The sequence below is a fragment of the Planctobacterium sp. AWM4_229 genome (assembly GCF_056160305.1).
In genome coordinates this window covers 1-14,104 of the sequence record NZ_JBSWWX010000006.1, presented here as the reverse complement: position 1 = coordinate 14,104, position 14,104 = coordinate 1, and the positions used below count along the sequence as shown (strand labels likewise).

Here is a 14,104-nt window from a genome sequence, read left to right as displayed (position 1 = left end):
CCAAGCTTTCAGTAAACTGCGCAGCATAAAAACAATAGGGGTTGCTTTACCTGTCTGTTGAAAACTTAGGTGACAGATAGCTCCGATAAACGGGAATTGGACTAAGCTTGCAGTGACAATTAGCTGCACAATTTACTAGGAATGCACATGAAAAAAACACTCTTGTCCATCATGATAGGTTTTGGACTGGTTGGTACGGCAGCAGCAGAAGACTTACTTCAGGTCTATCAACAGGCTTTACAGAATGACCCTGCGACTCTGCAATCACAGGCAAACAAAGACGTAGCGTACGCCGGAATCACACAAAACCAAGCGCGCCTGTTACCGCAAATTGATCTGGATCTTACTGCATCAACAACCAATGGAGATAGCCACAGAAGGTCCAATGATGCCACCATTACCGTATCTCAATCATTGTGGGATTATTCCAATTGGAGAAATTTAGATAAAGCCGAACTTCAGGCCTCTCAGGCAGACGCTAACTACGGCTTTGCTAAACAAGACCTGATTGTGCGCACCGTCACAGCATATTTCAATGTGTTACAGGCGCAAGACGATTTGGAATTTGCCAAAGCAGAAAAACGCGCCATCGAACGTCAGCTTGAGCAAACCAAGCAGCGCTTTGAAGTGGGCTTAACGGCCATCACCGACGTGCATGAAGCACAAGCCCAGTTCGATACGGCGGTAGCCAGCGAAATCAGCGCGCAAAATAACGTAGAAATTTCACTCGAAGCTTTGCGTGAGATCACGGGTAATTACCATCCTGATATCGATGTACTTAATACCCAGACTTTCAGTGCCAGTATGCCTGCACCAAGCGATATCAATGCTTGGGTGACCCAAGCCGAAGAGCGCAACTTGCAATTATTAGCGTCGAAATTAGGCGTAGATATCGCGAAAGAAGATATTGAACTTGCAAAAGATGGCTATTACCCTTCGGTTTCGCTTACCGGTCAATTAAGTTCGAATGACACTGAAATTAATGGTGTTAGTGCTGACAGTAGAGAAAATACCAGCTTTCTTCAATTGGGTGTAAAAGTCCCACTATACCAAGGTGGTGGTACAAGCGCATCAGTAGAAGCCGCAAGACACGGCTTTGTTGCCACCAGCGAAGAGCGCGAGCGGGTGTATCGCTCTGTGGTTCGCAGTGTGCGCTCCAACTACTTTGACGTAACTGCAGCTATCTCCCGTATTAAGGCGTTAAACCAAGCTGTTGTATCGGCAGAGAGCGCACTTAAAGCTACTGAGGCAGGATTTGAAGTGGGTACTCGTACCATCGTTGACGTATTGCAAAGCACCAGAAATCTTTACGATGCTAAACGAAACCTGGCGGGTGCACGCTACGGTTACATCACCAGCATTCTCAGCCTGAAACAAGCGGCGGGTACTTTATCAGAGCAGGATGTCGCAGACATCAACAGTGGCTTAACCCAAGGTTAAGCGCAGCTCAGATACAAAAAAGGATGGCAGCGGCCATCCTTTTTTATTTGGGGTAAGTGCAACTTTTGTTAACCACGTACCTTGATGTAATCGCGAACACATTCCAGATCAATAATCACATCTTCCAGCGAATGGCTAATATTGGCCACTTGCTCTTCGCCTTTTGGCATATTATTCAGATTAACTGCGATGTTACCAATTTTCTGTTGTAACTCTTCCAATAACATTTGCGGTGTCACGGTGCTCTTCCTGTTCATCATGGTTGGGATGCGTATTTCTGCTATTTTATGTCTCTGTTAGTGCTAATGCGTTGGCATGACACTTAATCTTGTGTAAGACATCTCTGACGATTATATGTAATCCCAAGGATCCACCAATTTAGTTTTATCACTTTGGTGAAGTGTTTCACTAATTTGCTTAAATCAAAGGGGACTGAGCAGTACGTATTTGCGGCTTAGACTCTTTGGTGTTGTTGCTGAACCAACTTGTAGTCTTCAACCATTTTCTGAAAGCGCTGAGCCAGAAGTGCACCATCTCGTTCATTGCGATGAGCGCCATCCAATTCACCGAATAACTGTAAAGCCTGAATTTGGAACTGTTCCTGGTGAGACATTTTCATGGTTACTCCGCTAATCACTATACTGTTGTATTACTTATCGACAACAACCAGAATTCCTTGCGGGGATTATTTCAGGAAGAAGTGAAAATTGAGAACCAGAACACAAAATAGGGGTTTAGTTACCGGCGCTCAACCGCTGTTTGAGCTGATCCACATTACTCACTACCTGCTGTAGTTGTTTTGTGAGTCTGCGTACATCCCCCATATCGTCGGGCTTTTGCTGTAAAGCCCCCATTAATTGACGCAGTTCTTCCTGCAAAGATTTTAAATTACCGCTGTTTTGCATCGCTCTTTTCTAACTACCAATGGCCACACATCTGATCAGTTACAAAGTTTAGATTATTTTTAAATTCGTACGAGTAGACATGACTGAAAAGCCTGTAGGTGATCTCCTACAAAATGCTTACAAATGCAAAAAGGCCATTAAAGTGCGGCACCGATAGTTTTAACGTAATACAGTATCCCGGCAAAGAAAAACTCTACGGCGATAAGCATCATGATAAGCCCCATCAAGCGCATCATCACATTCGCCCCGGTTTTTCCCAGAACCCTGAGTACGCTTTCACCAATAGTAAACACCAGTGCTGTGGCCAAACAAGCTCCTAAAATCCCCAGAACCACATTTACCTGCTGCATTGCACTAGTAGCTTCTTGCATAAACAGCGTTACCATTGTAATGGCTCCTGGTCCACAAATCATAGGGATACCAAGCGGGGTTACAGCGATGTCTTTTCCATAGTTGTCATCACTTTCCTCTGGTAGCTTTTTAGGCACGGTTCTGCCCCGCAACATTTCATAACCCATCACGAAGAACAAAACCCCACCAACCACTCTTAGAGAGCTGACATGAATACTAAAGAAACTAAAAATTGCCTGGCCAGCCAGAGCAAAAATAACCATGGCCGAGAAGGCGGCAGCAGTAGAAAGCAAAATCACCTTGCGCCGGGTTTTAAGACTCAATGATTGCGTGAGACTGATATAAACCGGGATTGCAGCAATAGGATTGATCATCGCAAGTAGCGAGGTAAAGACAAATAGAACCTGTTCCAATTGTGTTCTTCCAGAAATAAGTTAGCGATATTGTAATGCAATTGTGTGCTTTAGCAGCCTATTTAAAAAATAGCACAAATCGCAATTGTAAACAGCGCTTAACAGAGGTGTGATTTAGTTTGACAGAGCCGAGCAAAACCCTATGCTATGCGCATTTTTTCGGTAGGCGCTTTTCAACCATGCAAATTCGTGAAGTTCAAAACATTTTTTTGCGTATTCGCTCGAATAAAATATTCGAATTATTTGTTATTTCGGTCATTATTTTTTCAGCTCTTTTGGTGGGTGCAAAAACCTACAAGCTACCCGACCCTTTTAATCAAATCACCTTTGTTTTGGACTGGTTCATCACCGGATTTTTTCTTGTGGAAATCACCATCCGCTTTTTAGCTGAAACCAAGAAGCGGAACTTTTTCAAAGACTTTTGGAATATTTTTGATACGACAATTGTCTTAATCAGCCTAATCCCCATCGAAAACTCTGAGGCGGCCGTAATCGCCCGCCTGGTAAGGGTTTTCAGGGTATTGCGTATGGTGTCGTTTATCCCTGAATTGCGTATCCTGCTCACCAGTCTGATCAAAGCCTTACCACAACTAGGCTACGTCATGCTGCTCATGTTCATCATTTTTTATATCTACGCCGCGGTAGGGAGCACGTTGTTCTACGATATCAATCCAGAACTTTGGGGAGATATCGCCATTTCCTTACTAACCTTATTCCGGGTCATGACCTTTGAAGACTGGACTGATGTTATGTATGAGACGATGGAGCATTACCCACTCAGTTGGATATTTTATATCAGCTTCATCTTCTTCACTGCCTTTGCCTTTTTGAACATGGTCATCGGTATTGTTGTCAATGTGATGGAGCAAGAACATGCAAAGGTACTTAAGGCTGAGCAAGAAGCGAATCACGAACCCACCATCAAAGATCTCGATGCAAAATTAACCGCGGTGCAATCTCAACTTGAACAAATTTTGCAGCAACGAGGTAAGAGCTAACTTGCGATTGACTAAATTGTTTAAAAATAAAGCACAATAAATTGGCCCCAAGAGAGCATTTGAATTACAATTGCTCTCTTAACCCTGAAAAACGTAAATCACGCTTATTTTTGCGCCTCCCGGCGCGCATTACCGGAAATTCTTATACATGACATCCAATACCATCAAGTTCAGTGACCTCAATTTACCCCAGCAAGTGCTGGATGCACTGGACAAAATCGGCTATGAAACCCCCTCCCCGATTCAAGCAGAAGCAATTCCGTTGCTTTCCGAAGGCCATGACCTGATCGGTCAGGCACAAACGGGTACAGGTAAAACTGCCGCGTTTGCCTTACCTATGTTGGCCAAGGTCAACCCAGAAATAAATTCACCACAGCTAGTAGTACTTGCGCCTACCCGTGAGCTGGCCATTCAGGTTGCTGAAGCATTCCAGGCCTATGCGGCGTTCAGTGACCGCATTCGCATTTTGCCCATTTATGGTGGTTCTTCTTATGATCATCAACTTCGCCAGCTTAAACGCGGCGTACAAATCGTTGTGGGCACGCCTGGGCGAGTTATCGATCACATTAAACGCAAAACCTTAAAACTGGATAATGTCAGTATGTTGGTTTTAGATGAAGCCGACGAAATGTTACGCATGGGCTTTATCGACGATGTTGAATGGGTAATGGAACAAGTGCCTGAAGAGCGCCAAATTGCCTTGTTTTCCGCTACCATGCCGCCGCAAATTCGCAAGATTGCCGACAAGTTTTTAGACAATCCTAAAACCGTAAAAATTGCAGCCAAAACCAGCACAGCAGAAAAAATCCGTCAACGCTTCTGTAAGGTATCTCCCAACAACAAGTTGGAAGCCTTAACCCGTGTTTTGGAAGTGGAAGAGTTTGATGGCGTAATCATTTTCGTGCGCACTAAAACCGCGACAACTGAGTTAGCTGATAAGCTTGCCGCTCGTGGTTATGATGTCGAGCCGTTAAATGGTGATATTCAACAGAAATCTCGTGAGCGCACTGTCGACAGATTAAAGCAAGGCCAAATTGATATCCTTGTTGCCACCGATGTTGTGGCTCGAGGCCTGGACGTTGATCGCGTCAGCCATGTTATCAACTTTGACATCCCTTACGATACCGAAAGCTACGTGCACCGCATTGGCCGTACCGGCCGTGCTGGACGCGAAGGTGAAGCGATTCTGTTTATTTCACCGCGCGAAATGCGCATGCTCAAGTCAATTGAAAGGGCTACAAAGCAGAACATTACGCCGCTGCCGATCCCTAATGTTAGCGAACTCAACGAATCGCGCCTGAGCCGTTTTAAAGCGCGTGTAGTTGAAGCATTGGATGATACTAACCTTGACGCCTGGAGCGACGTAATAGAACAGATCCAGCAGGAAACGGAATCCAGCCCAGAAGCATTACTGGCGGCATTTGCCAGCCTTGCCCAAGGCGGCGAACAAATCTTCTTGTCCGAAGCAGATGTACCAGAGATTAATGTTTCGGATCGTGGTGATCGTCGCGACCGCAATCGCGAAGGTGGACGAGATCGCGGCAGAGATGGCGGTCGTGATGGCAAAGGTCGCAATCGACGCGACAACAAGCCCGATGCTAACATGCAGCGCTACAAGATCATGGTGGGTCGCAAGCACGATGTTCGTCCCGGCAGTATTGTTGGCGCGATTGCCAATGAAGCGGGTCTGGACAGTGAATTTATCGGCGCTATCAATATTTACGATAACTTCACCACGGTTGATTTACCTAAAGGTATGCCGAGTGAAATCCGCAACATTCTGAAGAAAACACGGGTTGCCGGACAAAAGCTTGATCTAACCGAATGGCAAGACCGTCCGGAAAAATCATCTCGTCCACGTTACAAAAAAGACTAACCTTAAATAACCAATGATTATATCTATAACCAATTAATGATTTATTGGTTATAGATAAATCTGGCAAAATCTCCTCAGATTGATTATTGGTTAAAACACATGCGCTACTTCCCCTTATTTTACGATACACAAAACGTTAACGCCTTGGTTGTGGGAGCTGGGGAAGTTGCCGCGCGCAAAATAGAGCTGTTATTAAAAACCGAAGCTAAAGTCAGTGTTGTGGCTCCGGTTATATCGGACACAGTGGCCCTGCTGGCGGAGCAAGGAAAAATCACCCTCACAATTAGCCCCTTTGAAACTGAGCATCTGGACAATTCGAACCTGGTGTTTGTTGCCACCAACGATGAACAGCTCAATGCCGAAATACAGCAGCAAGCGAAAGCCAAAGGTATTATCGTAAATGTGGTCGATAATCCTCCCCTTTGCGATTTCATCACCCCTTCAATTGTGGACCGTGGCAATATCACCATTGCTATGAGTAGTGGCGGCGTAGCCCCTGTGTTGCTGCGTTATTTGCGTCAAAAACTGGAAGCCATCATTCCACAGAATATTAGATTACTTGGGGATTTTGCCGAGAAGTTTCGTGAAACCGTTAAGGGTCAACTCCCCACGGTAACCCAACGACGTTATTTCTGGGAATGGTTCTTCGATAGTGATGTTGCTGAGAATGTTTTACAGGGCAAACAAGAAGCAGCGGAAACACCTTTTCTGGAAAAACTCGCTGCGGCGGCGCAAGATGATGACTTTTCCAAGGGGCAGGTTTACCTTATCGGTGCAGGCCCGGGCGATCCGGAGCTGTTAACCTTTCGTGCCTTGCGCTTAATGCAAAAAGCCGACGTGGTAATATTCGACCGTTTGGTTTCTCCTCAGATAATGGATCTGGTGCGTCGTGACGCCGAAAAAATCTATGTAGGTAAAGCAAAAAGCAATCACACTATCCCCCAAGAGCAGATCAGCGCCTTGTTAGTAGAAAAAGCACAGCAAGGACAACGTGTGGTGCGCCTGAAGGGTGGTGACCCCTTTATTTTTGGCCGCGGTGGAGAAGAGTTAGAAACCTTAGTTGGCGCTGGTATTGAATTTCAGGTGGTACCGGGTATTACAGCAGCCAATGGTGCAGCGAGTTATGCCGGCATCCCCTTAACCCATCGCGATCACGCACAATCAGTAGTCTTCGCCACAGGTCACCTGAAAGACAATACGATCAATTTGAATTGGAGCGGCCTGGCTCAGCCCAATCAAACCATTGTCTTTTACATGGGACTCACGGGTCTTGCAATTATATGCGAGAAGCTACAAGAGCACGGCCTTGCCACTGATACCCCCATTGCCCTGGTACAACAAGCCACCTTACAAAATCAAAAAGTCGTAACGGGTACCTTGCAGACCATTTTAAACAATCCCGACGTGGCTAAGTTGCAGCCTCCAACGCTCATTATTGTGGGCACGGTTGTTTCGATGCAGCAAAAATTTGATTGGTTTGGTAACACTATTGAAGCAGAAAAACTGGATTGAGCCTTGCGTTAACCGAGTTTGGAAGAAATAATCTATACAATCCTAAAACTCGGTTTAACGCGTAATTATGTCATCAGACGACCTGGAAAATTCCTTTAAGATCCTCAAGCAAACGGTTCCTTTGCTGATCAAACACAAGATTTCTGCTGATCCCACTAATTACGCTATCTGGTATACCTATGCCAGTAATCAGTCTCCTGAGCTCAATCAAGCTGTAGACTCGGCTATCGATAGCTTTAAAACCATCTCTGAAGCACGCGCATTAGACATGTATCGCACTCACGTTGCTGACAAGCAAGAAGTCAGTGCCTGGCAGTTACGACAGAGTATCGACGCCATGATCACCGAATTCAGTCAAACGGTGAAAGATACACGACACGAAACTAATGACTTCAGAAACGCCATGGATAAGAGTCTGGATGGTCTCAAAAAAGTCGAAAACGAAGGGTTTTCGGTAGAGCAAACCATGTCCATGGTGCGGAACCTTGTCAAAGAAGGCCAAAAGATTCGCAACAGTACTCTCACCTTTTCTGCGGCGATGGCCAATGCTGAAAAAGAGATAAGCGATCTTAAAGAAAAGCTGGAAGTCAGTAAAAAAGAAGCTTTGGTGGATGCCCTGACAGGATTGAACAATCGACGCTATTTTGACTCGGAATTCGCTACAGCGGTGGCCAGTGGCCAGGCCGCACTGATACTGGCAGATGTTGACCACTTTAAAAAGTTTAACGATACCCATGGCCACCAAATGGGTGATCTGGTACTCAAAGCCGTCGCCAAAAAATTGCAAAAGGCTTGCCGTGATGGTGCTCAAGCATTTCGCTTTGGCGGTGAGGAGTTTGCCATCATTCTCCCTATGAGCAACCAGGACCGAGCCTGTCATCTGGCAGAAACCATGCGTCGCAACATAGAAAAGTTACAGATCACCCAGAAATCCTCGGGTAAGGTGATTGGCGACATTACTGCTTCTTTTGGCGTTTCGGCATTTGAACCGGGTAAATCTGCCGGAAAATTGATTGAGACTGCCGACAAACAACTATACGAAGCTAAGCGATTGGGTCGCAATCGGGTTATGCCCATCAAATAGTGATTTCAAAAAATCTAACGCTTGCCTGTTCCGCACGACAAGGAGTTCACCTGTGCACATTCAAATTCGCAATCTATGTAAAACTTATAAAACGGTCAACGCCGTCAATAATCTCAGCTTTGATATAAAAAGTGGTGAGATTTTCGCGATTTTAGGTCCTAACGGCGCTGGCAAATCTTCCACATTGCGTATGTTGGTGGGTCTTACCACAGTTGATAAGGGAGAGCTCCTTATCAACAAAGGCGAACAGCAAATCACCAGGCTCAGTAGCGAACAATTTGGCTACCTGCCGGAAGAGCGAGGCTTGTACCAAGAAACCTCAATTCATAAAACACTGCATTACATTGCAGCGCTGAAAGGCATGAAAAAATCTGACGCGGAACAGCAAATTCAGTTCTGGTTACAGGAATTTGACCTGCTGGATCGTCAAAAAGAACCATTGAAAGCCTTGTCCAAAGGTAATCAACAAAAAATACAGTTACTGAGCAGTATCATACATCGCCCCGAACTGGTGATCCTGGATGAACCCTTTTCCGGACTGGACCCCGTCAATCAGGAAAAAGTGATCCAGTTTCTGACAACCTTAAAAGAACAAGGCACGACGATACTACTCAGTGCCCATCAAATGTCTCTGGTGGAAAAACTGGCTGACAGGTTGCTGCTGATGGCGCAAGGCAAAGCCGTACTTTATGGTGATATGAAGCAAATCAGAGCCGCTTCAACGCTGGGTAGCACATTATCACTAGAACTCGCCGAGCCTCCAGGCAATGAAATATTGGCTATGGCGCAACAACAGCTATCCGATGTGCTAGCAATAACCCCAGTCGACCCGCTCAGCATTCAACTACAGTTGTCGGCGGGTTGTCATATTCCGACGCTATTAAAGCAAGTGATGGCCTTGTTGCCCGTGGCTAACCTACAATTACAGCAGCCCGGATTGCATGAGATTTATTTGCATGCATTAAGTGATAGTACCGCAGAGAAGGAACAGCAACATGGCTAAAATATGGATAGTGGCTCGTTGGGAATTTTTAAAAAACCTCAAACTCAAGCAAGAAATCATTGGTTACCTGGTCATGTTGGCCCTCTACGGGGCGCTGTTTGCCGTGCAATATTGGCAGCAACAAACTCAGCAACAAAAAGTGGAATTGGCGGTAGTGGGTGAAATAGTCGTCAGCTTTAGTGAGCGATTTAACGTCTCGACCCTGCCAGATAACCTGACTGTCGATGAATATCAGCGTTTGATGGCTGATAAATCACTTGCAGGTGTTTTACTGAAACTACAAGAGTCCAATCAATATCAATTGCTTATTCCCAATGAAGTCAGCTGGCGACGAACACTGGAAAGCGAGTTGCAGGACTACGAGCGCAGCCAATTGTTACATGAATTGGCCATATCGCAAGAACAGCTGGAAAAGCTGGAAAATCCTCTGGACATAGAAGTCATTAACAGTGCGGAACAACAAGTAGGCGAAGATGCCAAACTGTTGAGTAGCATTGTTGCCATCCTGACGGCTATCGCAGTGTTTAACAGTTTTGCCTTGTGTATGACCTCAGTGACACAGGAGAAACAGCACAGAGTGACAGAGCAATTACTTACCTGCATTAACTTTCAACAGTGGATTGATGGCAAAGCCATCGGACTTTGTTTATCCAGTATTAAAAGCTTGATTTCCACTCTGATTATCATGGTGCTGATATTTAGTGCTGTCAGTATTTTTTCTCCAGGCAATGAGATTGATTTAAGCCTTTCCGATTCGCCACTGGCAATGATGGTGCTGTTCTGTGTCTTAGGTATCGTGTTCTGGAATTATGTTTTTGTGGGATTTTCTGCCACCATCGACGATCCCAATCACTCAGGAAAAACCGGATTGATGCTATTACCTATGCTGCCCGTGATGTTGGTTTTTATGGTGCTGGATGACCCGGCAGGTGAAGTGGCAACGATTCTGTCTATGATCCCTCTCACTGCGATTTCATTCATGCCAATGCGGATGGCTTCGATGGAAGTGCCTTTCTGGCAAATATCCCTGTCTTTTATCGCTATGGTAGCTGGCATTTGGCTGGTAAGGCTGTACGCAAGTCGCATCTTCCGCGCTAATATTACCCTGTTTGGCAAAGAGCCCACCTGGTATCAAATGTGGAAAAACATGCGCAACAAATCGTTATAACTATCTCAATACTGCGCTGATTCAGCCAGGCGTCAGCGCAGGACCATAAACTAAGACGACTTCAACTATTTTTCCCAATATGAAACAAAACATTGGCTTTATACTGAATATTTTAGCGCTGGGGCTTTTCGTACCCGGTATTATGCTACCGATTTTTTCTATGAATATGGAAATGCAGGCAGATCTTGGTAATTCCGCGCTTTCAACTGCGCTAATTGATAAAGAACTGTCGATATTAGGGACGGTAACTGAGCTCTGGAATGAGCAGCGTTATCTTGTTGGCTTTCTTATCTTATTCTTTTCTGTGGTGGTGCCACTGCTCAAAACCAGCTTAGTGACTATAGCGCGTATTATTAACTCACAAGAGACAAAACAAAAACTGCTGAACTTTGTTACCAGCATTGGCAAATGGTCTATGGCAGACGTATTCGTAGTGGCTATCTTTCTCGCAGTACTGTCCACTGATCACGCCAGCACCACCAGCACAGAGCAAATCAACATGGGCCTGTTCAAAATTACTTTTGAGCTAAGTTCACAAACCTTATCAAATGTGGGCCAAGGTTTCTGGTATTTCACGGCCTATTGTCTGGTGTCACTTGCGGGAACACAACTGTTTTACCGTGGTGTTAAGCAACCCAATAGCTGATTACCATTGGCACGACAGGAAGTTGTGCTATCTTTAAACGATGTCCATTCAGGAATCAAAATAGACAGCAAGATGGAAGCACTGTCACTCACAGGTTTTAAGACACGCTCGATTATTTCGCTCATCACGGTGCTGATGGTATTGCTACTGTCTTTTGCGATTCAACAACGTCTGATTGAGCAACAAAAACACAACCTGGTGCAAGCAGCTATAGCTAACGAGCTGAGCGAACGCAGTAAGTCCCTTACCATGACACTGCAAGGCTTGCTCAGTGCCCAGCCTGGCAGGCATAGAGTGAACCTGAAGCGCTATGCTGTTGAGCACCTTTCCCGCATTTCCGAAAGTCTCAGCTACTTCCAGAGTACTCCCCTGCCTGAGCCAATGAATAATGTTCTGCATCCCGAAAGTAGTGCAGTGCAGCAATTGCAATCATTGATCAATATCACCCGTGCGGTTCTGAAAGATGAACAGCCAGAGCAAATCCCTGACTTTAATTCAGCGTCAATTCGAGAAATGACCACCAACTTACGCCAACTTGCAGACAACCTGCGAGAAGTCCAACGCCAACACCAGGAATTTCAAATAACGGCTTTACAGCAACTGCTAATCCTCTCCCTTACCATTATTTCCGTCAGCATCCTGTTTGTTGTAGTCCCGGTATTGAGGAGGGTTAAAAACGACAGAGCGGCAATCGAAAGGCAACGCACCCAGATAGCGCGCATACGCCATACCTTTGATACCTTTACGGACCATTCACAAAACGCGATTATTAATTATGTTAAGGCTTCGGGTAAAATTAACTTCGTAAATAATAGCTGTGTGGAAATGTTGCAATATCAAAGCAAAAACCAGCTACTTGGCGAATCCATTGATACTGTATATTTGGTGCATACCGATGAAACCCATCCGGTCATGTCCGCCCGGCTGATTGCCATAGATGGCAGTGAAATTCCAGTGGTATTTGACCGCTTCAGCTCTCATCGAATAGAAGACGGAGCAGAATTAGTATGGCTCAACATGACGGATTTAAGACCCATAATTGAAGTTGAGCAACGCTCTCAAAATGCCCAGAAAATGGAATCAATGGGCACACTTGCCAGCGGCATCGCCCATGATTTTAATAATATTTTAGCCATCATTCGCGGTAGTTCTGAACTGTTAAAAATGAGTGTGGATCTCAGTAACAACGCTCAAAAATGTGTTGCTCATATTATCGAAGCCGGGGAGCGTGGTGCCAGTATGGTACGACAGATCCTACAGTTCTCAAGGGCAGATACCGAATATCTGAAAGTGATTGATATTGTTGCAAACATTGAACAGACCTTGGAATTGCTAACGCCCGGACTGAAAAAGAAGAGTGAAGTTGTCTTTCATTGTGAAGCCGAGGGCAACATCCTGGCGGATGAATCTTCCATCAGTCAAATTCTGATCAACCTTGTTAAGAACGCCTCGCAAGCTGGCGCGACAAGAGTTGATTTAACTCTGCGCAAGGAGGGACAGGAATTTGTTTTAATCGTTTCAGATGATGGCAGTGGTATTCCTCAGGAGGCACAGGATAAGCTGTTTGAACCTTTCTTTAGCACCAAGAAAAAGACCGAAGGCACTGGGTTAGGGCTTTCAGTGGTACACGGCATAGTGCAAAAAATAAAAGGCACAATTTCTGTCGTAAGTACCGAGGGAGAGGGAACGCGTTTCACCATTCGCCTGCCGGCGACGCAGTTACAAGTGGAAGAAGTTGTCACCGCCAAACCAAGCTCACCCATGGGCAGTGACCAGCGCATATTGCTTGTGGAAGATGAAGATAACCTGCGCAATATCTATTCCACCTATTTAACCATGAAAGGCTTTTCTGTTACCGAAGCGGCCAACGGCCAGGAGGCCCTTGCCATATTCCAGCAAGCGAAAGATGAATACGATGTATTGCTCACTGACCACAATATGCCGGGACTATTGGGTACTGAGGTGATCCTGGCCATCCGACACCTTACGAAAAAGCCCATACGAACGATCATGGTAACTGGCGACATAGAAGACTCAGCCCGTGAATTAAAAAACCAGGGCATGATTGACGATATTCTCACTAAACCCATTGCGCTCACTAACCTGGATACGGCGATTGGTGGAACGGAAAGCAATGAATCAGCAGGCTGAATAAAAAGCAACCTACAATAGATCATCCGTCGTGGACAATCATTCATCGATGACTGTCCTGTAGGTTCGGCTTTAGCCGGACAAAAGCGGTTGATTTCTGATGCATTGTCGACATGGTCTATTTTTGCTCCCTGCAAAATAGACATTTACGCCATCCATGGCGCTCATTGTCGACCTATAAAATTTGGGGAGCTGACCGATAAGCCGCTGCTCTGTCATAGATAATCCGTCGTGGACAATCATTCAGATATGATTGACTTGTAGGTTCGACTTGAGCTACAAGGACGTAGTGAATGCCGATTTTGTCTGGAACAAGAAATCGGCCAGTCGGACAATGGAGGATAGTTCTTACACCGTCGTCGACATAAATGTCGACCTACAAAATTTGTTGAGCTGACCGATAAGCCGCTGCTCTGCCATAGATAACCCGTCGTGGACAATCATTCATCAGTGATTGACTTGTAGATTCGACTTGAGCTACAAGGACGTAGTGAATGCCGATTTTGTCTGGAACAAGAAATCGGCCAGTCGGACAATGGAGGATAGTTCTTACACCG

13 protein-coding genes are annotated in these 14,104 nt (G+C 45.4%); 9 read left to right on the top strand and 4 right to left on the bottom strand.

Annotated elements, in window-relative coordinates; translation table 11 throughout:
• Positions 1 to 147: 147 nt before the first annotated feature.
• Positions 148 to 1,440: an outer membrane channel protein TolC gene (gene tolC / locus ACXAGP_RS14030; protein WP_475262155.1), complete on the top strand. Its 1,293-nt coding sequence runs from the start codon at positions 148 to 150 to the stop codon at positions 1,438 to 1,440.
• Between the two features lie 68 nt (positions 1,441 to 1,508).
• Here tolC and ACXAGP_RS14025 read toward each other — a convergent pair whose 3' ends face one another.
• From ACXAGP_RS14025 to ACXAGP_RS14010, 4 genes are all read right to left on the bottom strand, one after another.
• Positions 1,509 to 1,679: a hypothetical protein gene (locus ACXAGP_RS14025; RefSeq protein ID WP_475262154.1), complete on the bottom strand. Its 171-nt coding sequence runs from the start codon at positions 1,677 to 1,679 to the stop codon at positions 1,509 to 1,511.
• Between the two features lie 215 nt (positions 1,680 to 1,894).
• Positions 1,895 to 2,059 carry a hypothetical protein gene (locus ACXAGP_RS14020; protein WP_475262153.1) on the bottom strand — a complete coding sequence of 55 codons (165 nt, stop codon included), beginning with the start codon at positions 2,057 to 2,059 and terminating at the stop codon, positions 1,895 to 1,897.
• Positions 2,060 to 2,174: 115 nt separating this feature from the next.
• Positions 2,175 to 2,345, bottom strand: coding sequence for a hypothetical protein (locus tag ACXAGP_RS14015; RefSeq protein ID WP_475262152.1), 171 nt, complete (start codon positions 2,343 to 2,345; stop codon positions 2,175 to 2,177).
• 137 nt (positions 2,346 to 2,482) lie between these two features.
• Positions 2,483 to 3,109 (bottom strand): MarC family protein, encoded by a 627-nt coding sequence (locus ACXAGP_RS14010; protein WP_475262151.1) that lies wholly within the window; start codon positions 3,107 to 3,109, stop codon positions 2,483 to 2,485.
• A gap of 179 nt (positions 3,110 to 3,288) precedes the next feature.
• On the opposite strand from ACXAGP_RS14010, the gene ACXAGP_RS14005 reads away from it, so the two are divergent.
• The 8 genes from ACXAGP_RS14005 (at position 3,289) to ACXAGP_RS13970 (ending at position 13,547) form a co-directional block, all read left to right on the top strand.
• Positions 3,289 to 4,107 carry an ion transporter gene (locus ACXAGP_RS14005; RefSeq protein ID WP_475262149.1) on the top strand — a complete coding sequence of 273 codons (819 nt, stop codon included), beginning with the start codon at positions 3,289 to 3,291 and terminating at the stop codon, positions 4,105 to 4,107.
• A gap of 148 nt (positions 4,108 to 4,255) precedes the next feature.
• Positions 4,256 to 5,983, top strand: a complete 1,728-nt coding sequence (locus tag ACXAGP_RS14000) for a DEAD/DEAH box helicase (RefSeq protein ID WP_475262148.1) — start codon at positions 4,256 to 4,258, stop codon at positions 5,981 to 5,983.
• A 99-nt stretch (positions 5,984 to 6,082) separates the two neighbouring features.
• On the top strand, positions 6,083 to 7,495 hold the full coding sequence (gene cysG, locus ACXAGP_RS13995) for a siroheme synthase CysG (protein ID WP_475262147.1): 1,413 nt from the start codon (positions 6,083 to 6,085) through the stop codon (positions 7,493 to 7,495).
• A 67-nt stretch (positions 7,496 to 7,562) separates the two neighbouring features.
• Positions 7,563 to 8,579, top strand: a complete 1,017-nt coding sequence (locus ACXAGP_RS13990) for a GGDEF domain-containing protein (protein WP_475262145.1) — start codon at positions 7,563 to 7,565, stop codon at positions 8,577 to 8,579.
• A gap of 52 nt (positions 8,580 to 8,631) precedes the next feature.
• Positions 8,632 to 9,582 carry an ABC transporter ATP-binding protein gene (locus ACXAGP_RS13985; RefSeq protein WP_475262143.1) on the top strand — a complete coding sequence of 317 codons (951 nt, stop codon included), beginning with the start codon at positions 8,632 to 8,634 and terminating at the stop codon, positions 9,580 to 9,582.
• The gene (locus ACXAGP_RS13980) at positions 9,575 to 10,750 is read left to right on the top strand and encodes an ABC transporter permease (RefSeq protein WP_475262141.1); all 1,176 of its coding nucleotides are present in this window, start codon (positions 9,575 to 9,577) and stop codon (positions 10,748 to 10,750) included. Before ACXAGP_RS13985 ends, ACXAGP_RS13980 begins: the two co-directional genes overlap by 8 nt.
• A gap of 79 nt (positions 10,751 to 10,829) precedes the next feature.
• The gene (locus tag ACXAGP_RS13975) at positions 10,830 to 11,396 is read left to right on the top strand and encodes a paraquat-inducible protein A (protein ID WP_475262139.1); all 567 of its coding nucleotides are present in this window, start codon (positions 10,830 to 10,832) and stop codon (positions 11,394 to 11,396) included.
• Between the two features lie 24 nt (positions 11,397 to 11,420).
• On the top strand, positions 11,421 to 13,547 hold the full coding sequence (locus ACXAGP_RS13970; protein WP_475262137.1) for a sensor histidine kinase: 2,127 nt from the start codon (positions 11,421 to 11,423) through the stop codon (positions 13,545 to 13,547).
• The last annotated feature ends 557 nt before the right edge of the window (positions 13,548 to 14,104 follow it).